Source organism: Streptomyces sp. NPDC021212, assembly GCF_044332925.1.
In the GTDB taxonomy this organism is placed as follows: domain Bacteria; phylum Actinomycetota; class Actinomycetes; order Streptomycetales; family Streptomycetaceae; genus Streptomyces.
Genome location: NZ_JBIRPZ010000007.1, coordinates 170284 through 195012 on the forward strand (window position 1 = coordinate 170284; position 24729 = coordinate 195012).

At 72.9% G+C, this 24729-nt stretch carries 19 protein-coding genes and 1 pseudogene; 10 read left to right on the forward strand and 10 right to left on the reverse strand.

The genetic code is table 11. From position 1 onward, the window contains the following. Positions 1-186 precede the first annotated feature (186 nt). The 7 genes from ACH4SI_RS20285 (at position 187) to ACH4SI_RS20315 (ending at position 8778) form a co-directional block, all read left to right on the forward strand. On the forward strand, positions 187-954 hold the full coding sequence (locus ACH4SI_RS20285; protein ID WP_246097672.1) for an ABC transporter ATP-binding protein: 768 nt from the start codon (positions 187-189) through the stop codon (positions 952-954). A gap of 2 nt (positions 955-956) precedes the next feature. Next, the gene (locus tag ACH4SI_RS20290; RefSeq protein ID WP_398297433.1) at positions 957-3524 is read left to right on the forward strand and encodes an FtsX-like permease family protein; all 2568 of its coding nucleotides are present in this window, start codon (positions 957-959) and stop codon (positions 3522-3524) included. Between the two features lie 129 nt (positions 3525-3653). Then, positions 3654-4796: a radical SAM protein gene (locus tag ACH4SI_RS20295; protein WP_398297435.1), complete on the forward strand. Its 1143-nt coding sequence runs from the start codon at positions 3654-3656 to the stop codon at positions 4794-4796. Next, on the forward strand, positions 4793-5773 hold the full coding sequence (locus tag ACH4SI_RS20300; protein WP_398297437.1) for a radical SAM protein: 981 nt from the start codon (positions 4793-4795) through the stop codon (positions 5771-5773). Before ACH4SI_RS20295 ends, ACH4SI_RS20300 begins: the two co-directional genes overlap by 4 nt. A gap of 204 nt (positions 5774-5977) precedes the next feature. Continuing rightward, entirely contained in the window at positions 5978-6508 is a 531-nt protein-coding gene (locus tag ACH4SI_RS20305; RefSeq protein ID WP_398297439.1) for an iron-containing redox enzyme family protein, read from the forward strand. Positions 6509-6617: 109 nt separating this feature from the next. Then, positions 6618-6818 carry an aroma-sacti cluster domain-containing protein gene (locus ACH4SI_RS20310; RefSeq protein ID WP_398297441.1) on the forward strand — a complete coding sequence of 67 codons (201 nt, stop codon included), beginning with the start codon at positions 6618-6620 and terminating at the stop codon, positions 6816-6818. A gap of 124 nt (positions 6819-6942) precedes the next feature. Further along, positions 6943-8778: a BTAD domain-containing putative transcriptional regulator gene (locus ACH4SI_RS20315; protein WP_398297443.1), complete on the forward strand. Its 1836-nt coding sequence runs from the start codon at positions 6943-6945 to the stop codon at positions 8776-8778. A gap of 17 nt (positions 8779-8795) precedes the next feature. Here ACH4SI_RS20315 and ACH4SI_RS20320 read toward each other — a convergent pair whose 3' ends face one another. From ACH4SI_RS20320 to ACH4SI_RS20345, 6 genes are read right to left on the reverse strand one after another with little or no spacing between them, the layout of a single operon-like run. Beyond that, complete coding sequence (locus ACH4SI_RS20320) at positions 8796-9407, reverse strand: GAF domain-containing protein (protein ID WP_398297445.1); 612 nt, start codon at positions 9405-9407, stop codon at positions 8796-8798. After that, complete coding sequence (locus tag ACH4SI_RS20325) at positions 9408-10229, reverse strand: S8 family peptidase (protein WP_398297447.1); 822 nt, start codon at positions 10227-10229, stop codon at positions 9408-9410. Continuing rightward, positions 10226-13321 (reverse strand): adenylate/guanylate cyclase domain-containing protein, encoded by a 3096-nt coding sequence (locus ACH4SI_RS20330; RefSeq protein WP_398297982.1) that lies wholly within the window; start codon positions 13319-13321, stop codon positions 10226-10228. The genes ACH4SI_RS20325 and ACH4SI_RS20330 overlap by 4 nt, the downstream gene beginning before the upstream one ends. A gap of 49 nt (positions 13322-13370) precedes the next feature. Beyond that, entirely contained in the window at positions 13371-14864 is a 1494-nt protein-coding gene (locus ACH4SI_RS20335; protein WP_398297449.1) for an MFS transporter, read from the reverse strand. After that, a complete protein-coding gene (locus tag ACH4SI_RS20340) occupies positions 14864-15562 on the reverse strand; it encodes an iron-containing redox enzyme family protein (protein WP_398297451.1) in 699 nt (232 codons plus the stop codon). The genes ACH4SI_RS20335 and ACH4SI_RS20340 overlap by 1 nt, the downstream gene beginning before the upstream one ends. Further along, entirely contained in the window at positions 15559-16644 is a 1086-nt protein-coding gene (locus ACH4SI_RS20345) for a radical SAM protein (protein ID WP_398297453.1), read from the reverse strand. Before ACH4SI_RS20345 ends, ACH4SI_RS20340 begins: the two co-directional genes overlap by 4 nt. Positions 16645-16839: 195 nt before the next feature. Here ACH4SI_RS20345 and ACH4SI_RS20350 point away from each other — a divergent pair, with 195 nt between their 5' ends. Continuing rightward, complete coding sequence (locus tag ACH4SI_RS20350) at positions 16840-17541, forward strand: FadR/GntR family transcriptional regulator (protein WP_398297456.1); 702 nt, start codon at positions 16840-16842, stop codon at positions 17539-17541. After that, a pseudogene (locus ACH4SI_RS20355) lies at positions 17538-18403 on the forward strand (ABC transporter ATP-binding protein). Before ACH4SI_RS20350 ends, ACH4SI_RS20355 begins: the two are co-directional and overlap by 4 nt. Here ACH4SI_RS20355 and ACH4SI_RS20360 read toward each other — a convergent pair. The 3 genes from ACH4SI_RS20360 to ACH4SI_RS20370 all read right to left on the reverse strand — a co-directional run bounded on the left by ACH4SI_RS20360 (position 18352) and on the right by ACH4SI_RS20370 (position 21902). Then, on the reverse strand, positions 18352-19602 hold the full coding sequence (locus ACH4SI_RS20360) for an SAV2148 family HEPN domain-containing protein (RefSeq protein WP_398297458.1): 1251 nt from the start codon (positions 19600-19602) through the stop codon (positions 18352-18354). The pseudogene ACH4SI_RS20355 and the gene ACH4SI_RS20360 overlap by 52 nt on opposite strands. 94 nt (positions 19603-19696) lie before the next feature. Beyond that, complete coding sequence (locus ACH4SI_RS20365) at positions 19697-21007, reverse strand: copper amine oxidase (RefSeq protein ID WP_398297460.1); 1311 nt, start codon at positions 21005-21007, stop codon at positions 19697-19699. Between the two features lie 55 nt (positions 21008-21062). Then, a complete protein-coding gene (locus ACH4SI_RS20370; protein ID WP_398297462.1) occupies positions 21063-21902 on the reverse strand; it encodes a Tat pathway signal sequence domain protein in 840 nt (279 codons plus the stop codon). A 212-nt stretch (positions 21903-22114) separates the two neighbouring features. On the opposite strand from ACH4SI_RS20370, the gene glgX reads away from it, so the two are divergent. Then, on the forward strand, positions 22115-24253 hold the full coding sequence (glgX, locus tag ACH4SI_RS20375; protein ID WP_398297464.1) for a glycogen debranching protein GlgX: 2139 nt from the start codon (positions 22115-22117) through the stop codon (positions 24251-24253). A gap of 18 nt (positions 24254-24271) precedes the next feature. Here glgX and ACH4SI_RS20380 read toward each other — a convergent pair whose 3' ends face one another. After that, on the reverse strand, positions 24272-24721 hold the full coding sequence (locus tag ACH4SI_RS20380) for a hypothetical protein (RefSeq protein WP_398297466.1): 450 nt from the start codon (positions 24719-24721) through the stop codon (positions 24272-24274). Between the last annotated feature and the right edge of the window lie 8 nt (positions 24722-24729).

Here is a 24729-nt window from a genome sequence, read left to right on the forward strand (position 1 = left end):
GCGGGAGAAGGAGCGGGGCCTGGCGCCTGCGATCGCAAGGCGGAGGAGGGAGGCGACGCGGAGCGTCGTCGACCGACCACAACGCCGCGAGGGCTGGTGCCAGGGCTCGCGACGCCGCGGAGATCCACCACCCGCCCCCACCACCCCTGACGACGCGATGCACCACCACGGAGAGGACGACATCTGATGACGCTGCCGGATCAGACGGCGCGCATGACCACGCGGGGCGCGCTCCCCGCCATGCGGCTGGAGAACGTGACCAGGCGCTACGGCCGGGGGGACGGCACGGTCCACGCGCTGCGCGGCGTCACCGTCGCCCTGCCACCCGGGTCGTTCACCTCCATCATGGGCCCGTCCGGCTCGGGCAAGTCCACCTTCCTGCGCTGCGCCGCCGGTCTTGACCGCCCCACCTCCGGCGGGGTGTTCCTGGGCGACACCGAGATCAGCAGGCTGCGCGAGCACAAGCTGACGCTGCTGCGGCGGGAGCGGATCGGCTTTGTCTTCCAGTCGTTCAACCTGGTGCCGTCGCTGACCGCGAAGGACAACATCCTGCTGCCGTTCCGGCTCGCCGGGAAGCGGCCGGACCGCGACTGGATGCGGGACGTGGTGCACCGCACCGGGCTCACCGAGCGGCTGGGTCACCGGCCCGCCGAGCTGTCCGGCGGCCAGCAGCAGCGGGTGGCCGTCGCCCGCGCCCTGGTCACCCGGCCCGAGGTGGTCTTCGCGGACGAGCCGACCGGCGCCCTGGACCTGTCGTCGGGCCAGGACGTGCTGCGGCTGCTGCGCGACGTGGTCGACGGCACCGGTCAGACGCTCATCATGGTCACCCACGATCCGGGCGCCGCCGCGTACGCGGACCGGGTGCTGTTCCTCGCCGACGGCACCCTGGTCGACGCGATGGAGAACCCGACGCCGCAGCGGGTCGCCGACCGCATGGCGCGGATGGGGGCCTGACGGTGCTGCGCCTCGCCCTCGGCGGAATCCGGCACCACCGCTACGGATTCATCGGCGCGCTGTGCGCCTCGGCCCTGGCCGCGATGCTGCTCGCCGCGTGCGGAGTGCTGATCGAGTCGGGGCTGCGGGCCGTCCCGGAAACGGACCGCTTCGGCGCCACGGCGGCCGTCGTCCGCATGGATCCCGATCTGGTCGTACGCACCGGATCCGGGCAGAACGTCGACCATGAGCGCTACCCACTGGACCAGCCCCCGCGGATGGGCCGTCAGGCCGTCGACGCGGTGCGGGCGGTCGACGGGGTGGGCCGCGTGGTCGCCGACACCCCGTTCTACGCCCAGGCCGTCGGCCCGGACGGGGTCCCGCTGGCCGGAGGGGAGGACGGGCCCGCCCAGGGCCACGCCTGGGAGGCCGCCGCGCTGACCCCGTTCACCCTGCGCTCCGGGCGGGCGCCGGGCGCGGACGACGAGGTCGCGGTGGACGCCTCGGTGGCGGCCCGCGCGCGTCTGAAGGCGGGCGACACCGTCATGGTGGTCACGGACTCGGGCACGCAGCGGTTCCGGATCTCCGGAGTCGCCGCTCCGAAGGGCCGGGACGCGCTGCCCGACCAGTCGGCGCTGTTCTTCTCGGCCGCCACCGCCGAGCGGCTGTCCCGCTCCGGCGGCGAGGCCGCGGCCGTCGGCGTCTTCCCCGCGCGGGGAGTGGACGCGGACGAGCTGGCCGGGAAGCTGAAGAAGGCGCTCGACAAGCCGGGCATCGATGTGCTGACCGGGGACGCCCGGGCCGAGGCGGGGGCGCCGGACACCGCGCGGCGACTGGACGACGCGACGCTGCTGTTCGGGCCGATGGCCGGGTTCGGCGGCTTCCTCGCCGTCTTCGTCCTCGGCGGCACCATCGCCCTCGGCGTCCTCCAGCGCACCCATGAGATCGCGCTGCTGCGGGCGGTCGGGGCGACGCCCTGGCAGGTCCGGCGCGTCGTCACCTGGGAGACCGTGCTGGCAGCGGTGATCGGGCTGGTGCCCGGGTTCGCCCTCGCGGTGCCGCTGGCGCGGGTGGTCCTGAGCGCGCTGCGGGACCGCGGGTCGGTGCCGCCCGCCTACGAACTGGTGGTGGGGCCGCTGCCGTTCCTGATCGCGACGGGCGCGACCCTGTTGCTCGCGCTGCTCGCCGGATTCTTCGCCGCCGGACGCGTCGCCCGCATCCGGGCCGCGGACGCGCTCCAGGAGGCGGCCGCGCCGCGCCGGATCATGCCGGTCTCCCGGCTGCTGTCGGCCCTGGTGGCGCTCGGCGGCGGGATCGCGCTGTTCTTCGCCACCCAGCACATCGGCGGCGAGGTCGGGGTGGCCTTCCAGTACCTGGTCGTGATGCTGCTGATGGGAGCCGCGGTGCTGCTGGGGCCGCTGCTCACCCGGGTGCTGGAGCCGCCGCTGGGCGCCCTGGTGTCCTGGATCGGCGCCGGCGGGCGGCTCGCGCACGCCAACTCCCGTACCTCGGTGCGCCGGGTCGCCTCCGTGGCGTCGGCGCTGATGCTCACCACGACGATGGCGTGCACGGTGCTGCTGGTCACCGGGTCGCTCAACCGGATCACCGCCGAGCAGACCGACCGCCGCACCCGCGCCGATGTGGTGCTGCTGCCCCGGGACGCGCCCGGGCTGCCGCCCGATGTGGTGGCGGCGGCGCGCCGGCTGCCGGGCGCGGAGGCGGTGGCGGCGACCCGTTCGACCACCTTCGTGTCGTACGTGCTGGGCACCCCGGACGTGCTGGGGGCGCAGGCGCTGGACCCGGCGGCCGCGGCCAAGGTGCTCGACCTGGGGCTGCGGGAGGGTTCGCTGACGAGCCTGGAGAAGGACGGCACGGTGGCGGTCAGCCGCACCCATGCGAAGGAGCACTCGCTGCATGTCGGCGACCGGCTGCGCGGCTGGCTCGGTGACGGTACGAAGGTGTCGCTGACCGTCGGCGCGGTATTCGACCGGCCGCTGGGCCTTGGGGACATTCTGCTCTCCGAGCGCTATCTCGCCCCCCATATGCACCAGAAACTGGACGACTTGGTGCTGGTGCGGGCGAAATCCGGTGAGGAGAAGCGGCTGCGGGAAGCCGCCGACACGCTGGTGCGCGCCCATCCGACGGCGAAAGTGACGGACGTCGGGGAATACGCCGCCGCCACCCGCACCGCCCTCGCCCAGAACACCACGGGCACGTATCTCGTGCTGTCCGTGCTGGTGATGTTCACGGCGGTCTCGGTGGTCAACGGACTTCTCATGGGAACGGCCGAGCGGGCGCGGGAGTTCGCTCTGCTGCGGCTGCTGGGCGCGAGCCGGGGACAGATCAGCCGCATGCTCTATCTGGAGACCTTCATCGCGGTCCTGATCGGTGCCGCGGTCGGCACGGCCATCGCCTGCGCGGGCCTCGCGGGGGCCAACGGGGCGCTCACCGGATCGATGGAATTCAGCATTCCTCCCGGGGGCTACGCGCTGGTGCTCACGGGCGTCACCGCACTGGCCCTGGTGTCCACGGCACTTCCGGCCGCACTCGCCCTGCGCAATCGGGCGGACGGCGCCCTTCCGGCGGCCTGAGACTATTTCAACCCGCACTGGAAAACCAGTTCGCAACCGGCACCAAAGTTCGATTCAAGGCCGGCGCCGCACCATAGAAAGCGCAACACCCAATGAGCCGTCACAGGAGGGGGATTCCTGGTGCACCTCATGGAGATCTTGCGTTACCGACCGGTGCCGGCCTCCGCCGTCTTTTTCGGTATCACCCGAAGGTGCCCGCTGCACTGCAAGCACTGTTCCACCAGCTCCATGCTGGACAGTGAGGAATATCCGGAAGAGATGTTCCGGAAATTCGCGGAATCCTTCACACCGGAAAACCGTCCGGAGTTCGTGCTCATGTCGGGGGGCGAGGCGCTGCTGCGGCCGCGTCTGGTACGGGAGATCGCCGAACTGGCGCGTACCGCCGGGTCCCGCTCCCACGTCGTGTCCGGCCTCTACTTCGCGGACCGCGGCCGCATCCCACGGCCGCTCAAGCGGGCCATCGACGCGGTCGACCACTTCTCGGCCAGCCTCGACCGCTTCCACGAGGAGGAGGTGCCCCGGGCCTCGGTCTTCCGGGTCCTGCGGGAGCTGCTGGACGAGGGCAAGGACGTCAGCCTCCAGCTGACCGGCCTCGGCCCGGACGATCCGTACCTCGCCGACGTCACCGCCGAGGTGCGGCGGGTGTTCGACGACCGGGTGCCGATGCTGGTGGCGCCGATCAGCCCGCACGGGCGCGCCGACGCCTGGCTGCTCAAGCGCGTGCCGCTGCCCAAGTCCGCCGTCGCCCCCTCTCCCTGCGCGGTCTCCGCGTGGCCGGTGATCGGCTTCAACGGGCAGGTGACGGCGTGCGGCAACCAGGACGTGATGGACGGCAAGGTACCGCTGCCGCCCCATCTGTACCTGGGCCACATCGCCCGCGACAGCTGGCCCGTCATCAAGGAACGCGCGCTGGAGAACCCGATGGTGCGGGCCATCCGCGCCACCGGACCCGAATACCTGATGGGCCGCCACGGCAGCACCGGCGGCGAAGCCAGCAGCGGCGGCAATGGCGGCAGCATCGGCGACGGCTGCGGCAGCCCCGGGTACTGCGAGACCTGCTGGGTGCTCTCCAAGAACCCCGCGGTGCCCCGGGCCGTCCGGGAGCTGGCCGACCGGCCCGCCACCCGGCTGATCGAGCAGCAGACCGAATCGCTGCTGGTGGAGGCCGGACCGCTGGCCTTCGCCCGGAGTTACGGCATCGCCAAGTACGCCGACCTGGTGTCCCTGGGCCACGATCCGTCGCGCAGAACGCCCGCGGGGAGCCTGGTATGAACCGGCTCGGCCACCGGGAGGTGCTGAGCATCCGGCGCACCCGGGGCGCCTCGGTGCTGCTGTTCATCACCGACCGCTGCCCGGTGGGCTGCGCCCACTGCTCGGTGGACTCCCGCCCGGACAGCCCGCGCATCACCGACCACGCGCTCTTCGCCTCCATCGTCGATCGGCTCGCCGCCCTGCCGGAGGTGCGGATGGTGGGCATCTCCGGGGGCGAACCCTTCGTCGAGCGACGTGCCCTGACCCTCGCGGTCACCGAGCTGGCCGCCGCGGGCAAGCATGTGGCGCTCTACACCAGCGGCTTCTGGGCCCGCAGCGACCACGCCCCGCAGTGGATCCACCGGGTCCTGGCGCAGTCGGCGGTCGTCTACCTGAGCACCGACGCCCATCATGTGGCGAGCCAGGGGCCCGAGCGGTTCCGGAACGCGGCGCGGGTCATCGCCCGGCACGGGCTGCCCATCGTGGTCCAGGCCATCGACGAGGGCGACACCCTGGACCGCACCCGCGAGTCATTGGCCGCGGCCCTGGGCCCGAGCTGGGCCGACCACGCCGAACTGGTGCCCACCCATGGCATTCCGCACGGCAGGGGCGCCGGGCTCTACGACCGGCCGGCGCGGCGCGCGGGGCGCTCCTTCGGGCCCTGTGACGTCGTGGACGCCGCGGTGGTGCGCTACGACGGCCGGGTCACGGTCTGCTGCAACGAGTCCGTGATCATGGGCGCGGGCCCGGCGGCGCTGCGCCGGGACTGCGCGGACGGCGCCGAAGTGGCGACCGCGGTGAGCGACTTCACGAGCGACTCCTTCTTCACCGCGCTGGGGTCCGTCGGCCCCGGCCCGCTCACCGGCCTCCCGGGCTTCAGCGACCTGGCCGACCGGCAGTTCTCCTCCATCTGCGGACTGTGCTGGTCGATGACGAAGCGCAGGGCCGCGGGAGAAAGCGACCGGTTGCTGGCGGCGATCGCCACCCTGAATTCCTGATCCTCGGGTTCATCCACGGGAACATCACGGAAAAGGCGTTCTGATATGACACGGCACAGCCAGGCCCTGCGCGCCAAAACCGGCCTACTGCTCCCCCAGCTCATGGCGACGACCCGCAGGTTTTGGAATTCTCCGCGACTGAGCGAGCTGTATCCCGAATACCTCTGCATGCTGCACAGTTCCATTCGTTCGACGGTGCCGCTGATGGAATGCGCACTGGCCCGCTGCGGGGAGCTGGCCGACGACGATCCGGTCGCGGCCGCGCTCGTACCGTACTTCACCAAGCACATCCGCGAGGAACAGGGCCACGACGAATGGCTCCGGCAGGACCTCGCGGCGATCGGATGCGATCCCGACGAGCCACTGCGCCGTCTTCCGACCGCCTCCGTGGCCAATCTGGTCGGCGCCCAGTACTACTGGATCCAGCATTACCACCCGGCCTGCCTGCTCGGCCACATCGCGGTCCTGGAGGGAAATCCGCCGTCCACGGAGATGGTGCCGGAACTGATGCGCCGCACCGGATTCCCGCGGACCGGATTCCGCACCCTGGAGCGCCACGCCGCGCTCGACGTCAAGCACCGCGACGAACTGATGCGCACCCTCGACGAGGCGCCGCTCACGCCGGAACTGGTCACGGCCATCGGGCTCAGCGCACTCCATTCCATCGACGCCGCCAACAACGCCCTCGCGACGGTGCTCGATTCCCACACGCTCACGACAACCGCCAACGCCTAAGCCCGAGGAGGGACATGGGGGACGGGGGCGGAAGATCGCCGCCCGAACAAAGAGGCAACGCGCAACAGATGAGTTTCCCGCACCACACACCCTACGAAGGAGATTCACCATGTCGTTCGACGCGCTCAAGGAACTGGTCGCCGCCGGGCACAACTTCAAGGGCGCCAACCCGCAGCAGCTGGAGGCCATCTCCTCCCTCAGCCAGGAGGAAGTGACCCTGCTCAACTCCATCAAGCAGCGCCTGGACTCCGCCGAGGACGTCGTCCCGCACAGCGTGGACTCCCCGCTGAGCGGCAACTTCGTCTGGTAATCAGCCGGACACCGTGAGGAAAAGGGCCCAGGCGGTGTACCGCCTGGGCCCTGCGGCCATTGCTCCATGCCCTCCATCGCCTACGTAACGGGCACCAAAAAGACGGGGAAGGAAACGCGGGGATATGCAGTTCAGTGTGCTCGGCCCGCTCATCGCCACGACCGCGACGGGATCCGTACCACTGGGTCCGCACAAACAGCAGCTTCTGCTCGGCGCGCTCCTGTGCCGGCCCGACCAGGTCGTCTCCATGGACCACCTGGTCGACGCCCTGTGGAACGAGGACCCGCCGAAGAGCGCGGCGAAGAATATTCAGGTGTACGTGCACCATCTGCGCCGTACGCTCGCGGCGGCCGACGAGACGGCCCGGGTCGTCCATCAGCGCCCCGGCTACCGGCTGGCCATCGATCCCGAGAAGATCGACACGGTGCGGTTCGAGCACACCCTCGACCTCGCGCGCCGCGCGGCCTCCGCGGGCGATCCGGCCCGCGTCGACCGGCTCACGGGCGACGCCATGACGCTGTGGCGGGGCCGTCCCTTCACCGGTCTCGAGGGGCCCACGCTGCTGGAGGACGAGGCCGCCCGGCTGGAGGAGCGCCGGCTGTCCGCGCTGGAGGTGCTGTTCACGGCGCGGCTGGGCCTCGGGCTGTACCACGAGGTGCTGGAGGAGGTCGAGCCGCTGATCGTGGCCCACCCGTACCGGGAGCAGCTGCGCGCCCAGTACATGCAGGCGCTGCACGGGGTGGGACGGCAGAGCGACGCGCTCATCGCCTTCGACGACGCGCGCCGGCTCTTCTCCCTCGAACTCGGCCTGGAGCCGGGCACCGTCCTGCGCCGCCTCCAGCAGGACATCCTCGCGGGCACCTCCCCCACTCCCGCTCCGCGCGACACCCTGTACGCGATGCCCCCGCGAGCGGCCGCCCCCGCAGGGCGGGACACCGCCGCCGTCCAGCTGCCGCCCGGCCTCGCGGACTTCACCGGCCGGCGGCGCGAGCTGGACGATCTGTTCCCGGATGTCGGCGCCCATTCGGCGGAGGCGCCCGCCCCCTGGCAGGTCACGCTGGTCACCGGCCGTCCGGGGGTGGGCAAGTCCTCGCTGGCGGTGGCCGCCGCGCACGCCGCCGAGGGGGCGTTCCCCGGGGGCCGGTACTACGTGGACCTGATGGACTCGCAGGGCCGCCCCAAGGACGCCTCCCAGGCCCTGGCCGAGCTCCTCCAGGAACTCGACCACACGGCCCCTCCTCTGTGCGAGCTGAGCGAACTCCTGTGGCGGTACCGCGCCCACGCCGACGACGCCGAACCGGCCCTGGTGGTGCTCGACAACGCCACCAGCGCCTCCCAGGTACGTCCGCTGCTGCCCAACTCGCCCGTCTTCACCACCCTCGTCACCAGCTGCACCCCGCTGGCCGGGCTGGACGGCGCCCGGGTCGTGGAGCTGGACCCGCTGCCCCCGGACGACTCCCTGACCCTGCTGCGGCACATCGTCGGCGCCCAGCGGGTCGCGGCCGAGCCCGGGGCCGCCCGGCGCATCGTGGAGGCGTGCGAGGGGCTTCCCCTGGCGCTGCGCATCGCGGGCGGACGGCTGGCCGGGCACCGCCGCTGGCCCATGGAGGGGCTGGCGGACGCGCTGGAGTCGCCGGACCGGCTGGACGAGTTCGCGGTCGGGGACGTCGATCTGCGCAAGCGCCTGATGCGCGGCTACGCGGCCGCCGGGGAGGCCGACTGGTCGGCCGTGCGGCTGCTCGCCCACGAGGGGGAGTTCTCCTTCCGGGAGGCGCTGCACCGGCTCGGGGCGGGCCCCGCCGAGGCCCGGCGGGTGCTGGGCAGACTGCTGGACGCCCAGCTGATCGACTTCGCCCCCGACCCCGGCCCGGACGGCCACTGCCGGTTCCGGCTGCCCCGCCTGGTGCTCGACCTGGCCCGCGACCAGATGCGGGCCGATGTGGAGCTGCTGGGGTTGTAGGTTCCGGCGGCGGCTGGTCACTCCCGCAGCAGCTCCCCCAGCGCCCCGGCCAGCCGCCGCCCCGCCTCGCGCCGTTCGCCGCGCAGCGCGGCCAGGGCCCGTACGAGCCCGTCCACGCCCGCGTCGTACGCACCGCCGGGCCCGCCCTCCGTCGGGTGGGTCCGGCGGCCGTGGCGTACGAGCCGCAGCGCCACCGACGCCTGGGCGCTGAAGAGCGCCAGCAGGTCCATGGCCGCCAGGGTGGTCCGTACCTCCCGGCTGCGGTCGAGGACTTCGAGGACGCCCAGCACCTCGTCCCCGTGCAGCAGCGGCGCGGCCATCAGCGCCCGCGGAACGTAGTCGGTGGACTCGGCGAGGTCGCGGGCGAAGCGCTCGTCCTCGTCCACGTCGTCGACCTCGATCGGCTGGCGGGACTGGAGCACCCAGCCCGCCACCCCGCGCCCCGCGGGGAAGCGGCGGCCGACGAGATCGCCCTCCCCCTTGCCGGAGACGGCCTCGAAGACCAGCGCGCCGTCCGCCTCGTCCAGCAGGAAGATGGAGCTGGCCTGGGCCTCGAAGATCGCCCGCGCGGTCTCCACCACGGACTGCAGCAGCAGCCGGTGTTCGGCCTCGGGCTCGTACGCGGTCATCTAGGCCCTCCTGACGTTGGCCGAGGCGAGGAAGAGCGCCTGCTTGACCTGGAACGGCGTCATGTCCGGGTGCTTGCCGAGGATCCGGGCGCACATCCCGGCCACATGCGGGGTCGCGAAGCTGTTGCCGGTGCAGCGACGGATGGTGCCGCCCGGCCAGGCGGAGGGGACGCGGACGCCGCGGGCGAAGAACTCCACCGGCGGCGCCGGGTTGTAGAGCAACAGGTCGGAGCGGTCCTCCTCGTGGCTGCCCACCGAGATCACCGAGGAGAACCGCCACGGGTAGCTCTCCACCGGCATGTTGTGCGCGGAGGCGACGAGCAGGCTACGGCCGAAGTAGGCGCGGTCCGCGATCTCGTGCAGGGCCTGGGCGAACTCCCGGCGGGTCGTGGACAGGCTCATGTTGATCACGTCGTAGCCCTGGTCGACCGCCCAGCGCACGCCCTCGATCAGCGCGTCCCCGCTGCCCCGGTAGCCGGAGCGCAGCACCTGCACGCTGTGCAGTTCGCACTCCGGGGCCATCATCCGGATGATCGACGCGCAGGCGGTGCCGTGTCCGCAGGAGTCGCCTCCGCTGTCCGCCACCACCTCGACCCCGCCGCCGACCGCCGCGCGGACCGTGTGCGAGGACGCGACGGGGCCCACCGCGGGGTGGCCGACGTCCACCCCGCTGTCCAGGACGCAGACGCGCACGCCCCGGCCGTCCGCGCCGGCCCAGGCCGACGCGGCATCGCCCGCGCCCGCCCAGTCGGTGCGGACCTCGATCTCGGCGCGGTCGCGGCCGAGGAGGCTCCAGGTGAGCCGCGCTCCGGCGGTCGTCATCCGGTGTCACCTCCCAGCGCGGCGGCGAACGCCGAGGCCCGTTGCGCCCCGACCAGATGGCCCTTGGCGGTGAAGTGGCGCCGCGCCTCAGCGGCCGCCGCCATCGCCTCGCCCTCCCGGCCGAGCGCGGCGGCGGCCTGGGCCCGGTCGAACTCCGCACCCGCCAGGCACACCGGCGAATCGGTCCTGCGGGCCGCGTCGAGGGCCTGGTCGAGGTGGTGGGCAGCGGTGGCCGCGTCGCCGTCGGCCGCGGCCAGCCGGGCGCGGATCCCGTGGACATCGGCGGCGGCCGCGGGCAGGGCGTCGAGGCCGGTGTCGAGCAGCCCGCCGACCAGCCGCGCCACCTCGTCCTCGGCGCCGCCCCGGGAGAGCAGCACCCGGGCCAGATCGCGGGTCGCGGTGGCGTGCAACTGCCCGTCGCCCAGCCGCTCCAGCTCGGCGCGGGCGGCACGCAGCAGCCGTATCGCGTCGTCCCAGCATCCCGCCGACTCCTCCACCGTGGCCTGGAAGAGGTGCACGGCCGGTACGGCGAAGAGGTGGCCGAGGTCGCTGAGGGTGCGTACGGCGTCGGCGAGCAGCCGCCGAGCCTCGGCGTGGTCGCCGCACATCGCCAGCAGGGCGGCCATCGGGCAGGACACCGTGGCGCGCGCCATCCGGCGCCCGGCGAGCAGATCGTCCAGGTACGCGCCGCAGCGGCGCAGCGCCACGGGTGCCGGTTCCGGGCCGAGCCACAGGGAGACGGCGAGCGCGCCCAGGCTTCCGGCGCGCTCCAGACCGGCCCCGGCGCGGACCGATTCGTGCAGGGCGCGGGTGAGATAGCGGGCGGCCTCGCCGTGCCGGCTGCGGCTCTGCCGCTCCTGGCCGATGGCCAGCCAGGCGCGGGCCAGGCCGAGCGCGTCGTCGGAGCCGGTGAAGACGGCGACCGCGTCGCGGGCCGCGTCGAGGACGGCGCCGAAGCCGTCCGCGCCGGGCCCCAGATGGGCGGGGGCGAGGTAGGCGAGCTGGAGCCGGACCCGGGCCTCGACCCCGCGCTCGCCCGCGGCGCGCGCGTCGGCGAGCAGCTGCCGCAGCGCGCCGACCGCCTCGGCCGCGTCCCCGGCGGCCAGCCGCGCCTCTGCGAGGGCGGTCCGTACGGCGAGACCGGCGTGGAGCCGGGGGTCCGGGAGCGCGTCGGTGAGGGCGAGCGCCCGGCGCAGCAGGTCGACGGCCCAGCCGACGTCGCCGCGGCCGAGTGCCGCGGTGCCCGCCGCCGCGAGGTGGTCGGCGGCGCGGGCGCCGGTGCCGCGGGCGGTGGCGTCGGCGGGGCCCAGGTCCAGCCGGAGCCGGAACGCCTCCTCCAGGTGGGTGCCGATGGTGTGGTGGTCCTCGGGGGCGAGTTCGGCGCGGTAGTCCGCGAACCGTTCGTGCTGCCTGGCGCGCACCAGCTTGGACATGCCGCTGTAGACCTCATCGCGGATCAGCTGGCTGACGAAGCGCCAGCGGGTGGCGCCCGGGTCCTGCCCGGCGGCCTCCAGGAGGCGGCGGCGCACCAGGGTGCGGACCGCGTGCTCGACCGGACCTGCCCCGGCGGGCAGCAGCGCCGTGAGGTCCGCGGCCGTGAACTCGGCGCCGGTGACGGCCGCGCACTCCAGGACCGCGCGTTCGGCGGGCTCCAGCCGGTCCAGCCGGGCGGCGACGACGGCCCGCACCGAGGGGGGTACGAAGCGGGGGTCGTCGCTTTCGCTGACCATCCCCACGATCTGCTCGACGAACAGCGGGTTTCCCTCGGAGCGGTGCACCAGCCGCTCCACGGTCCGCTCGTGCTCGGCGACGGCGGCCGCGTGCGGGACCACCTCGGGGTCGCCGGCGCCGTCCGGTTCGTACAGCCGCCGCACCAGTTCGCGGCAGTCGTCGGCGGCGAGCGGCGGCACCACCAGCGCGGTGGCATTGAGCTTGCCGCTGCCCCACCGGGGGTGCCGCTCCAGCAGATCGGGCCGGGCCACGCACAGCAGCAGCACGGGGACGCCCTGGACCCAGTCGGCAAGGTGGTCGAGCGCGCCCAGCAGGTCCTCGTGCGCCCAGTGCAGATCGTCCACGACGGCGACCAGCGGGCGGGTCCCCGCCAGCGCGGTGCACAGCAGTTGCAGCGCCCAGCGGGTCTCGTCGAAGGAGGTGCCGGAGACGCCGGTGCGGGCGAGCCGCGCCAGGGCGGTGGCGGCGTCCCGTTCGGCGTCGCCGCCGCCCAGCACCTCGGCCAGCCGCGCCCGCGGGTTCGGGCCCAGCGCGTGCGTCACCAGCGGTGCGAGCGGGGCCAGCGGCCCGGCGCTGCCGTACGGCGGGCAGTGGGCGCCCGCGACCAGCGCGCCGTCCCGTCGCACCTCGGCCGCGAACGCGCGGGCCAGCCTGCTCTTGCCGACGCCCGGATCGCCGAACAGCGTCACCAGATGGCACGAGCGGTCGCGCACCACCCGGGCGAACGCCATGCGCAGCTGGGCCAGTTCGTCGCCCCGGTCGACCATGGGGACGCCCGGCGGCCCGGCCAGCGCCCGCGCCTCGTCCCGGATGCCGGTCAGCCGCCAGGCGGGCACCGGCTCGGACTTGCCCCGTACGGTCAGCGGCTCCACTTCGGTGGTCTCGGCGCGCGCCGCGATGAGCCCGTGGGTGTCGGCGCCGATGAGGATCTGCCCGGCGGGGGCGTGCTGTTCGAGCCGGGCGGCGACGTTGACCGCCTCCCCGGAGACCAGGGCGTGGCCCGCGTCGGCGGCGCCCGAGGTGACCACCTCGCCGGTGTGGATGCCGATGCGCACCGCGATCCGCGCCCCGGTCTCGCGTTCCAGCTCCTCCCCCGACTCCTCGACGGCGGCCAGCATGTCGAGCGCGGCACGGGCGGCGCGCAGCGCGTCGTCCTCGTGCACGACGGGGATGCCGAAGACGGCCATGACGGCGTCCCCGATGAACTTCTCGACGGTGCCACCGTGTCGCTCCAAGCAGGTGCGCAGCAGGTCGTAGTAGCGCAGCATCACATGGCGCAGCGCCTCCGCGTCGAGCCGCTCGCTGAGCGCCGTGGAGCCGACCATGTCGCAGAAGACGACGGTGATGGTCTTGCGACTCATGTCGTGCACGGCGCCCCCTTCGGCCGGGTCGAAGCTCAGAAGGTCGAACTCAGAACAGAACCCCGCCGATGATGGGCTCCCCGCTGTGCGCCTCCACCTCGTCGGCGGTGGCCTGGAGCCGCAGCTGTACGGAGATCAGCAGGTCGGCCTCCTCGTCGCTGAGCCCGTGGAGCGCGTCCAGCTGCCCCGGGGTGAGTCCGTCGACGGGGAACCCGGCGGCCCGCAGGGCGTCCAGGCGCTGTGTGTCCGGCATGGTGTCCGCCCTCTCGGTGGGTGGTGGGGGTTGGGCGTCGTCGCTGTGCTCGCCTCGGAGCCGTACGCGCATCCCGTAGAGCCAGACCACCGCGCCCAGCGCCGCGAGGGCCGGTCCGGCGGTCAGGAACACGAAGCCGACGCCCGACCAGCCGGCGAGCGCCGCGCCCAGCGGCGGGGCGGCCAGTTGCAGCAGCACCGGGAAGGCGTTGGCGATCGCGGTGACCCGGCCGGTCAGCTCCGGGGGCGTCTCGCGGTGCAGTACGTACGGGAAGACGACCATGATCCCGGCGGCCGCGAAGCCGAGCACCCCGGCGATCGGCATCCACAGCCACACCATCCCGTGGACGCCGAGGCCCAGTCCGGTGCCGATGCCGCTGACCGCCGCGCCGACCACGATCTGCGCCGCGCCCAGCACCACGAACGGCCCGGCCCGCATGACGCGCCCGCTGATCGCCAGGGTGCCGAGCGCCGCGCCGAGGCCCACCGCGGCCACCACATAGCCCAGGGACGTTTCGCCGACGCCCAGTTCGCGCATGGCCAGCGGGGAAAGCGTGTCGAAGGTGAGGACGAGGAAGAGGGTCGCCGCGACGCTGCCGATCAGCGCGATCAGCGCGGGGGTGCGGGCGATGAACCGTATCCCCTCCACGATGTCGGCGCGCAGCCCCGCGGGCCGCTCCGCACCGTCCGGCGCCGCCTTCGGTTCCGGCCGGAGTGGCAGGCGTACGGCGGACAGCAGCGCGGCCGAGACGACGAAGGTCGCGGCGTCCACGACGAAGGCCGCCCGCACCCCGAAGCCCGCGATGAGCAGCCCGCTCAGCGCGGGCCCCACGACCTTGGCCGCCTGGTTGGTGAAGACGGTGAGGGACATCGCGGAGAGCAGATCCGACTCCGGGACGACGGAGCGCAGCGTGGACTGGTGGACGGGGTTGAACAGCGCCCCGAACGACACCTTGCACACTACGAGCACCAACAGCACCGGCAGATTGGGCGCGGCGAGATAGCCGAGCGCCAGCGCCGCGCGCATCAGATCGCAGCCGACCAGCACCCGTATCCGGTCGCTCATCCGGTCGGCGAGCGCCCCGGCCACCGGGGCGAGCGCCACCATCGGGACGGCCACCGCCACGCTGAGCGCGGCGAGCGCGCCCGCGCCGTGGCCCCAGGTGTAGGTGAGGAGGACGACGAGGGCGAGATAGTCCAGCCAGTCCCCGACGCTGGAGATCGCCTGGCCGCCGTAGAGCAGGCGGAAGCGGCGGTGGCGCAGGGCGGCGGCGAGCGAGAGCCGTTCCATCACGCGCTCCTGTCGCGCTGTGCCGGAGCGAACCGGTCGGCCAGCTCCCCGAAGGCGGCCACCAGCAGCTGAACGGTGTTGAGGGCGGACACGCTCACCGCGCGCCGCAGCCGGGCATCGAGCGGCAGGGTGTCGAGGAGCCCGCGCAGCGCGTCCCGGTGGCCGGGGTCCTCCTCGGCGTGCCGGGCGAGGGTGCGGAACGCGGCGCGCGGATGGCCCGTGCGCGCGCTCAGCCGCTCGGCCGCCCGGGGGTGCGGAGGGTCGCCCTCCAGTACGGCGATGTAGCCGAGCAGACAGACCGGGTGGAGGCGGTGGATCCAGAAGTACTGGGCGCCCGCCAGCGCGGCCACCGGGGCGGGCGGGATCCGCCGCCAGGGCTCGCCGGGGTCGTGGCCGAGGGCGGCCAAGTCCTCGCACACCCACGTGTCATGGCCGCGCTCCTCGGGGATGTGGCGCGCCCAGTACGGGACGAGCGCGGCGGCCACCGAGTCGGCCGCCCGCTCGGCCAGCTCCCGGCTACGGGCGGCGGCGGCCTCCATCACGGGGACGGTGGCGCGGATGATCTGGTGCGTCAGATGCAGGTATTCGGGATAGACGGCGGCCGGGTCCGGCACTGCCCACACCCGTGCGAGGGTCGCCCGCAGACCGGGCCGCAGCAGCCCGATCCTGGCGTCGAGCGCGGCGCCGGCGGTGGTCACGACGCACCTGCTTCATGCCCGAGAGCGGCCAACTCCCGGTACCCCTCGGTCCCGTAGCGCCGCAGGAACATCTCCGCCCCACCCGCGCGGACCAGTGCGCCGAGCTGCCGTTCCACCGCGCGCACCCCCGGCCGCTCCAGCACGGCCCCGGCCCGCGTGGCCGTCCCCGGCTCGCCCAGCGCGGTCACGCACGCCGCGCAGTAGCCGTCGCAGCCGGCGCCCGCGAGCGAGGCCAGATGACGCGGCCCGAAGGCCCGGATCCCGCGCAGCAGTTCACGTTCCAGAAGCCGTTCACGAATCGCCACCCACCCGTCGTGGGCGATGTGCCCGAGGCGCAGATGGGCCGGAAGGCGGCCGAGGGCCGCGGCGTCGACCACGTCCTGGTTGCAGCAGGCCGCCACGGTCCCGTCGAAGCAGACGACGGGCCACGCGGCCAGCGCGCAGGGAGCGGGCACGGTCGGATGCACGGCGGCCCCGGCCCCGACCGGCGGGAGCCAGGGGCGGGCGCGGCCTGCGGGGCGTACGACGGTGACCAGGATCGGCACCCGGTCGTCCAGCTCGCGGCGGATGTCCTCGGTGGCCCGCCGCAGATACGGGTCGTCGGGCGTAAGGCCGGTGAGCTGGACGCTGAGGTCCTTGCCCTCGTCCAGGAGCTGCCGCAGGACGCGCAGCACGGCGGCGCGCGGCACCTGGCGTTCGTGGAAGGCGTCGATGCTGGCCGCGAAGTGGTCCACCGCGTCGATGGCGCGCCGCACCGGTGCGGGCGTCCGGCCGCCGGCCGCGAAGAACATGCCGGACAGCAGATGCGTACGGGCCCCCACCTCCCGGACCCGCTCCGCGATCTCGCGGACCAGCCCGGGCCGCAGCAGCGGTTCACCGCCCGTCAGCAGGACGTACTCGGGGCGGTCAGCTACGGTGAACGTCGCGACGAAACGCTTCAGCACTGCGGCGTCGATCTGCTCGCTCTCCATCGAGGAGGCGGTCGAGCAGTGCGCGCAGGCGAGCGGGCAGCGCCGGGTGACGGTCAGCAGGGCCGCGGCCGCCGGTTCGGCACGGGCCGCGAGCAGGTCGAGCAGATGCACTGGACCCCCTCCCCCCGGTTCGGCCTGGCATGTGATCCAAGGGCAGCTTGGGCCCGGCCGCTTGGGGGCCGGTTTGCGGGCGGTTGCGCACCTCTTGCGCTGCCCGAACACACCCGACTCCTCAGACGTCTGAGGACTTCTGCTACAGTCCGCGGTGCCATCGGACGTGATCAACAGCCCGTCGGGAGAGACGAGATGGCGAAAGCCTCACAGTTGCGGCACGGGCGCGTGGTGCCGCAGGTCGAGAGCGCGCTGCGCGCGATGCTCGCCGAGGGGCGCTGGCGCCCCGGCGAGCGCCTCCCCAGCGAGGTGACCCTCGCCGCCGAACTGGGCGTCGGCCGCTCCTCGGTGCGCGAGGCCGTCCGGCTGCTGGCCCACGACGGCCTGCTGGACGTACGCCACGGCTCGGGCACGTACGCCGCCGAGGAGGCGCCCGAGACGCGCGAGGCACGCGACGTACGGCAGCTGCTGCGCCGCGCCCGGCTGCTGGAGGTCTACGAGGTCCGCCGGGCCCTCGAAGTGGAGGCCGCCCGGCTGGCCGCGCGGCGGGTGCGCCCGGAGGACATCACCCGGCTCACGGACGACCTGAAGCGCCGCCAGAAGGCCGCCGGAGCCGGGCCCGCCGCCTTCGTGGACGCCGATCTGGCCTTCCACCGCACGGTCGTGGAGCTGTCCGGCAACGCCGTGCTGCTCGGCCTGTTCACCTCCGTCCTGCCGGTGCTGCGCGAGGAGCTGGTCGAGATGGTCGTCCACGAGACCGGGCTGCCCGATCTGACCTGCGCCCATACGGCGCTGTTGGACGCCCTGGCGGACCGCGACCCCGACGCCGCGATCGCCGCCACCGTGAAGAACCTGGAGTCCGTCATGACGCTCGTCGCCGAAGAGGAGGCACGATGACCCCCGTATTGAAGGCCGACGACGTCGACGTGGTCCGCGACGGCGCCCATCTGCTGCGCTCGATCTCGCTGACCGTCCGCCAGGGCGAGCACTGGGCCCTGCTCGGCCCCAACGGCGCGGGCAAGTCGACCCTGCTCGGCCTGCTGGGCGCGCACTCCCACCCCACCCGCGGCGCGGTCGAGGTGCTGGGCCGCACGCTGGGCCGGGTCGATCTGCGGGAGCTGCGCGCGTACGTGGGCCATGTGGACCCCCGGCATCCGCTGCGCTCCCCGCTGCGGGCGCGGGACGTCGTCCTGACCGGGCTGACCAACACCGTCGAGCCGGTCCCCCGCCGCCGCCCCGACCCCACGCAGCGCGAGCGGGCCGAGCGGCTGCTGACCACCCTGGGCATGGCCGGCAAGCTCGACGCGCGCTGGCCGACGCTCTCCCAGGGGCAGCGCGGCCGGGTGCTGATCGCCCGCGCGCTGATGCCGCGGCCCCGGCTGCTGCTGCTCGACGAACCGGCCACCGGCCTCGACCTGGCCGCCCGCGAACAGCTGCTGGACAGCCTGGACGCGCTGCGGCTCGCCCATCCCGCCTTGGCCACGGTCCTGGTGACCCACCACCTGGAGGAGCTGCCCGCGTCCACCACCCACGCGATGCTGCTGCGCGACGGGGAGTGCCTGGCGTCGACGGGGAGTGCCTGGCGTCGGGCGCCGTGGACGAGGTGGTGACCACCGACGCCATCACGAAGTGCTTCGACCACCCGGTCCGCATCACCCGCACCGACGGCCGCTGGACGGCCCGTACCGTACGACTGTCCCCACCAGCTCAGGACACCGGGCGGGAGTCCGTCCAGACGCTCTCGAACTCCTCCCGGTAGGTGCCGAAGAGCCCGCCGTCGCCCTCCCCCGGGTCGCGCCCCTCGCGCACCACCTCGCGCCCCCGGCCGCCGCCGCGCAGCACCAGGACCGGGGCCTCCATACCACGGGCCTTGCGCAGATACGACTGGACGACCCCGAGCCCGTCGGAGCCGTCGCCGTTGACCAGGTACGCGGTGAAGCGGGGCGTCTCGTCGAAGACATGGATCTCGAACGCGCCCGGATCGCGCAGGGCGGCGCGCACCCGGCGCATGTGGAGGATGTTCATCTCCACCGAGCGGCTCAGCTCGCCCTTCTTCAGCCCCAGCTCGCGCTCGCGCCGCCGTACCGCGCTGCTGGCGGGGTTGAGGAAGAGCAGCCTGGCGCGGCAGCCGGCCTCGGCCAGCCGGACCAGGCGGCGGCCGGAGTAGTTCTGGACCAGGAGGTTGAGCCCGATGCCGACGGCGTCCAGCCGGCGGGCGCCCGCGAACAGGTCCTCGACGGGCAGCTGCCGCTGGAGCCGCACCCGGTCGGGATGGACGCCGACCACGTCCGCGTACCGGTCGCCGACCAGGTCCTCGACCGCGTCGATGGGCAGCCGGTCGGTGGAGGGGCTTCCGGTGCCGCTGCCGAGGATCTCCAGCAGCCGGGCGGAGGCGCGCTCGGCCTGGGCGAGCACGGTCCCGGACAGGGCGCGGTTGCGGGAGACGACGTTACGGGCGACCTCCAGCTCGTCCAGGGCCAGCTCCACCTCGCGCCGGTCGTCCAGGTAGGGCTCGAAGCACGGCCAGTGCTGGACGAGGAGTTCGCGCAGCTGGGGCAGGGTGAGGAAGCTGAGCACATTGTCGTCGGCAGGGTCGAGCAGATAGCCCTTGCGGCGGCTCACCTCCCGTACCGCCACGGCCCGCTGCACCCACTCCTGGCCGGCCGGTCCGGCGGCGGCGATGACCCAGTCGTCGCCGTGGACCGGCTCGTAGATCGGCCGGAGCACCGCGCCGACCACCGCGCGCAGCCGCTGTTCGACCAGATTCAGCCAGATGTAGGCCCGCCCGGCCCGGCGTGCGCGCGTCCGCACCTCGTCCCAGGCGTCCGCGCCCCAGTCCAGTTCCGCCCCGATCTCCATCGGACGCACCAGGGACACCGCACCCGGGGGTGCCTCGGTGGAGCCGTCACCCCCGGGACCTCCGTCACCAGGGGGCAGCTGCAGCCCGCCCGAGCTCACCTGTGCACCGCCTTCCGCCCCCGCTCCAACGATCACCGCAGACTACTGCTCGGGCGGGGGCGGTGCGACACTCCGGTCGGCCCGAAGGCCAACCTTAGTCTTCTGTATGGCCGTTGTGACGGGAGAGTGCAGGCGGCGTCAGGGGGTTCATCGCGGTCACATCGCGGGGCGCGAGCTGGAAGCCCTGCCAGTGCAGCGGCATCGGTTCCTGGTCCTCATCACGGGCGATGTGGTGGAACCCGACGTTGACCCACACCACCGGGTGGGTGAGCGTCTGGCCGTTGACCCACTTGTCGACGCTCTTACCGGCCCCGGCGCCGCAGTTCGCCAGGTTGTTGCTCGCAAACTGTTCACATTTGTTGTACTGCGTGAAGTAGACGTCGTGCTTGGTGTAGCTGCGCCCCTGGTACTTGGTGGTGTGGCCGGGCACGATCTCGTAGCTGCGCGGATGGCCGTCCTTGTTCTTGCCCGCCGTGCTCACCACGCGCCACCAGCGCGCCCCCGCCGCGTCGCCCGCCAGCTCCTTGCCGACCGAGGTGCGGGTGGTCTTGGTCGTGGGGATCCGTCCGGCGGCGGCCGTGGTCTTGGAGTCGTACTGCTCGACCTTGCTCTTGGCCGAGCCGTCGAGGCCGAAGTTCAGCCGCCAGAAGACGTTGTGGGCGTGGCTGGTGGCGTAGTCCTTGGCGCCCTTGCCGATCGGCCAGCCGCGGCCGTCGCCCGCGTCGTAGTCCATCGGAGAGAGCGTGCCGGTGGCGCCGACCTGCATGGACATCGTGCCGTCGCCGGCGAACCGCCACTCGGTGATGTACTCGTACCAGCCGACCTGGTTGACGGTGTAGACCAGCAGGTCCTTGCCCTGGGCCTGGTAGAGCTTCCGGCCGTCGTTCATGCGGTAGGCATGCCCGCGGGCCCGGGTGGTGGCGCACAGACCCTTGACGTTCGGGTGGTCGGGGTCCCAGGAGTCCGGCACCCGCACGGTCTTGATGGTGCCGCCCGGGCATTCGGCCGGAGCCAGCTCCTGCAGCCCCTGGGCGAAGCCCTGCCCGGTGAGGTCGTCGTACTCGGTCTTGCCGTCGTCGTACGGGACGTGGATCTGGCCGAGCTTCGCCGACGTCAGCACCTTGATCGGGCGGGCTTCGCCCTTGGGCTGGTACGAGACGTTGTCGAGCACCAGCCCGGCCTTGCTCTCGTAGTGCCAGCACATCTGCCAGGTGGTGCCGCCGTCCAGGGTTTCCTTGATCTTGTACGCGGCGCTGCAGTCCGCGGCGGCCGCCGGGGCCTTGGCCGGGAGCCGCGGCGCGGCCTGGGCCGGTCCGGCGGCGACCGCCGCCGTGCCGACCAGGGCCGAGGCGCCGAGGGCCGCCGCGAACCGGGCGCGGGACCGGCGCAGCCTTCTTTCACGCATGGTGACTCCTGTTACTGATGAGAGAGGGGAAAGGGGGGGTGCGCGGACCTCGGGGCTATGAGCCCAGCCGGGCGACGGACCGGTCGCTCAGGTCGATCACGAGCTGACGGGTGTCGATCCACGGGCCGCCGCCGGTCACCTTCGTGAACAGCCGTACGCAGCGGTGCTTGCCGCAGTCCTCGACGGCGGCCGGCCCCGGGGCGTCCACGCCCGTGCGGTAGACGAAGCCGGTGACGGCCAGCTGGTCGGGGCTGGTCAGCGTCTTTCCGGTGGCGTCCTTGAAGTCCTTCTTGAGCCCCTGGCCGAGCTTGTCGGCGATCAGGAGCCGGGCCGCCTCGCGCGCCTCGTCCCGGTCGGGCGGCGGCTGGACACCGCGCTGGGTGTCGGTGTGCTCGACCTTGCCCGAGCCCAGGTCGACGGTCTTCGTCACGTAGGTGTCGTCGCTGTAGTCGTAGTACGTGACGTCGGCCCGGCGGGGCGGATCGGCGGCGCCGACCTCGTCGGGAGTCAGTTCGGCGAGGTCGGTGGAGAGTTGCTCCGGGCCCTTGTCGCCCTTGACGTCCTCGCTGCTGTCCCGGAAGGCGCGGCCGAGCGCGAGCGTCTGGGCGCGCTTCAGCTCGGCGTCGGTGAGCGGGTCCCGCCCCTTGCCGGTCTTCCCCTGCACGGGCGCGGCCTCGACCACGCCGGGCAGCTGGCGGCCGGCCTGCCCCTGCTCCGCCGCGGAACTCTGCGGTCCGCCGCCCGTCCCCTCCTTGCCGGACGCGCTGTCCGGCAGCGTCACCCCGATCATGACCGCCGTCGCGGTGGCGGCCACGGCCGCGCCCGCCAGCACTCTCCCCAGATGGCGTTGGCTCAACTTGCCCACGTCTTTCCCCAATCCCCCCGGTGGCCCCATCACGCTTTATTCCCCGTCATAGCGTGATATCGCATATGTCAAGGTCACCCGGTAGGACGAACCGATATGGCCGTAGGTTGCCTCCACTTTGAGGAAGTTCCGCCGAAACCGCCGCTCTCCTGCCCGAGTTGGGAAAGGATGCGTCGTCGGTCGGTTCCGGCCGGGGCCCGCGGTGCTCGCGGCCCCGGGAGAAGAAGTGGAAGAGTCGGCGTATGCAGGTCTGGCCGGGACACGCTTATCCCCTGGGCGCCACGTACGACGGCGCCGGAACCAACTTCGCGGTGTTCTCCGAGGCCGCCACGCGCATCGAGTTGTGTCTGCTGCACGACGACGGCTCGGAGACGGCGGTCGAGCTGCGCGAGAACGACGGGTTCGTCCGCCACGCGTATCTGCCGGGCATCATGCCGGGCCAGCGCTACGGCTTCCGGGTCCACGGCACGTACGCACCGGAGGAGGGGCACCGCTGCAATTCCGCCAAGCTGCTGCTGGACCCGTACGCCAAGGCCGTCAGCGGGCAGATCGACTGGGGCGAGGAGGTCTACGGCTACCACTTCTACCGCCCCGACAAGCGCAATGACCTGGACTCGGCGCCCCATACGATGGCCTCGGTCGTGGTCAATCCGTACTTCGACTGGGGCGACGACCGGCCGCCGCGCACCGACTACCACCGCACGGTCATCTACGAGGCCCATGTGAAGGGCCTGACGATGCGCCACCCGCGGCTTCCGGACGAGCTGCGCGGGACCTACGCGGCGCTGGCCCATCCGGCGATCATCGAGCATCTGACGGAGCTGGGCGTCACCACGCTGGAGCTGATGCCCGTACACCAGTTCGTCCATGACCACCGGCTGGTCGACGCCGAGCTGGCCAACTACTGGGGCTACAACACCATCGGCTTCTTCGCCCCGCACAACGCCTACGCGTCCTGGGGCGACCGGGGGCAGCAGGTGCTGGAGTTCAAATCGGCGGTGCGGGCGCTGCACCAGGCGGGCATCGAGGTCATCCTCGACGTCGTCTACAACCACACCGCCGAGGGCAACCACCTGGGCCCGACGCTCTCCTTCCGGGGGCTGGACAACGCCTCGTACTACCGGCTGAGCGAGGACCGGCGGTACTACATGGACACCACCGGCACCGGGAACTCCCTGCTGATGCGCAGCCCGCACGTCCTCCAGCTGATCATGGACTCGCTGCGGTACTGGGTGACCGAGATGCGGGTGGACGGCTTCCGCTTCGATCTGGCGGCGACGCTGGCGCGCCAGTTCCACGAGGTGGACCGGCTGTCGTCGTTCTTCGACCTGGTGCAGCAGGACCCGGTGGTCAGCCAGGTGAAGCTGATCGCCGAGCCGTGGGACGTCGGCGAGGGCGGCTACCAGGTGGGGAACTTCCCGCCGCTGTGGACCGAGTGGAACGGAAAGTTCCGGGATACGGTGCGCGATCTGTGGCGCGGCGAACCGCGCACCCTGGCCGAATTCGCCTCCCGGCTCACCGGCTCATCCGACCTCTACCAGAACGACGGCCGCCGCCCGCTCGCCTCCGTCAACTTCGTCACCTGCCACGACGGCTTCACCCTGCGCGACCTGGTCAGCTACGACGAGAAGCACAACGAGGCCAACGGGGAGTCCAACCAGGACGGCGAGAGCTACAACCGCTCCTGGAACTGCGGCGTCGAGGGCGAGACCGACGACCCCGAGGTGCGGGCCCTGCGCAGCCGTCAGATGCGCAACTTCATCGCCACCCTGATGCTCTCCCAGGGCGTGCCCATGCTCAGCCACGGCGACGAGTTCGCCCGCACCCAGGGCGGCAACAACAACGCGTACTGCCAGGACAACGAGACCTCCTGGGTGCGCTGGCCCGTCACCGGCAAGGACGCCGGGGAGGAGGACCGGGAGGCCCTGGAGCTGCTGCGCTTCACCCGCTCCCTGGTCTGGCTCCGCCGCGACCACCCGGTCTTCCGCCGCCGCCGCTTCTTCCACGGCCGCCCGGTGGAGGGCACCCACGACGAGCTGTCCGACATCGCGTGGTTCACCCACGAGGGCGAGGAGATGCGCCAGCGCGACTGGCAGGCCGCCCACGCCAAGTCCCTCGCGGTGTTCCTCAACGGCAACGCGATCTCCGAGCCGGGGGTGCGGGGCGAGCGCATCACCGACGACTCGTTCCTGCTGCTCTTCAACGCGCACCACGAGCCTCTGGACTTCGTCGTGCCCGTCGACCACGGCAAGCAGTGGCAGGTCATCGTGGACACGGCGATCCCGGAGGGCGTGGAGCCGGGCAGCGGCCAGAAGGTCGCCGCGGGCGACCGGCTGACGCTGGTGGACCGCAGCCTGATGGTCCTCCAGCGCCCGGCCTGAGGCGGGCCGGTCAGGGTCTCAGGGATAGTACGTGGGCTGTCCGGGCCGCACGAAGTAGAAGCCGCGCGGCCCCTCCGGCTCGCCGGTCCCCGCGCACAGGCACGGCGCGCCCCGCCCCTCCACCAGCGCACTGCCGTTGAGGAGATGCTTGCCGTCGAAACGGCGGCGGCCCATCGAACCGAACAGGTGCGTGCCCCGGCCCAGCCGCATGATTCCGGCCACGACGCGCACGGCCGGAACGGGCAGGCCGCCGGAGACGAGCGGGACGAAGAAGAAGAGGTTCCGCTTCTCCCGCGCCGCGGGCCCGGTCCACAGGGCGACGGTCACCGCGGCCTCGTCCGGGTCCTCGCCCGGGGCGCAGCCGCGCACGTAGTACGGCCTGGCCACCGGCGCGGCCGTGTAATGCCACAGCGCGGCGGCGACGGCACGCTGCGCCCGGGAGAGGCACAGGGGCGAGCAGGTCGGCACGTCGGCAT

What these genes read in the sequence shown, in the direction of transcription:
- ACH4SI_RS20370 (WP_398297462.1), bottom strand. Translation starts at nt 21,902, where the DNA reads ATGGGGCCACCGGGGGGATTGGGGAAAGACGTGGGCAAGTTGAGCCAA.
- glgX (WP_398297464.1), top strand. Translation starts at nt 22,115, where the DNA reads ATGCAGGTCTGGCCGGGACACGCTTATCCCCTGGGCGCCACGTACGAC.
- ACH4SI_RS20335 (WP_398297449.1), bottom strand. Translation starts at nt 14,864, where the DNA reads ATGGAACGGCTCTCGCTCGCCGCCGCCCTGCGCCACCGCCGCTTCCGC.
- ACH4SI_RS20295 (WP_398297435.1), top strand. Translation starts at nt 3,654, where the DNA reads ATGGAGATCTTGCGTTACCGACCGGTGCCGGCCTCCGCCGTCTTTTTC.
- ACH4SI_RS20365 (WP_398297460.1), bottom strand. Translation starts at nt 21,007, where the DNA reads ATGCGTGAAAGAAGGCTGCGCCGGTCCCGCGCCCGGTTCGCGGCGGCC.
- ACH4SI_RS20350 (WP_398297456.1), top strand. Translation starts at nt 16,840, where the DNA reads ATGGCGAAAGCCTCACAGTTGCGGCACGGGCGCGTGGTGCCGCAGGTC.
- ACH4SI_RS20325 (WP_398297447.1), bottom strand. Translation starts at nt 10,229, where the DNA reads ATGACGACCGCCGGAGCGCGGCTCACCTGGAGCCTCCTCGGCCGCGAC.
- ACH4SI_RS20285 (WP_246097672.1), top strand. Translation starts at nt 187, where the DNA reads ATGACGCTGCCGGATCAGACGGCGCGCATGACCACGCGGGGCGCGCTC.
- ACH4SI_RS20310 (WP_398297441.1), top strand. Translation starts at nt 6,618, where the DNA reads ATGTCGTTCGACGCGCTCAAGGAACTGGTCGCCGCCGGGCACAACTTC.
- ACH4SI_RS20320 (WP_398297445.1), bottom strand. Translation starts at nt 9,407, where the DNA reads ATGACCGCGTACGAGCCCGAGGCCGAACACCGGCTGCTGCTGCAGTCC.
- ACH4SI_RS20300 (WP_398297437.1), top strand. Translation starts at nt 4,793, where the DNA reads ATGAACCGGCTCGGCCACCGGGAGGTGCTGAGCATCCGGCGCACCCGG.
- ACH4SI_RS20330 (WP_398297982.1), bottom strand. Translation starts at nt 13,321, where the DNA reads ATGAGTCGCAAGACCATCACCGTCGTCTTCTGCGACATGGTCGGCTCC.
- ACH4SI_RS20305 (WP_398297439.1), top strand. Translation starts at nt 5,978, where the DNA reads ATGGAATGCGCACTGGCCCGCTGCGGGGAGCTGGCCGACGACGATCCG.
- ACH4SI_RS20315 (WP_398297443.1), top strand. Translation starts at nt 6,943, where the DNA reads ATGCAGTTCAGTGTGCTCGGCCCGCTCATCGCCACGACCGCGACGGGA.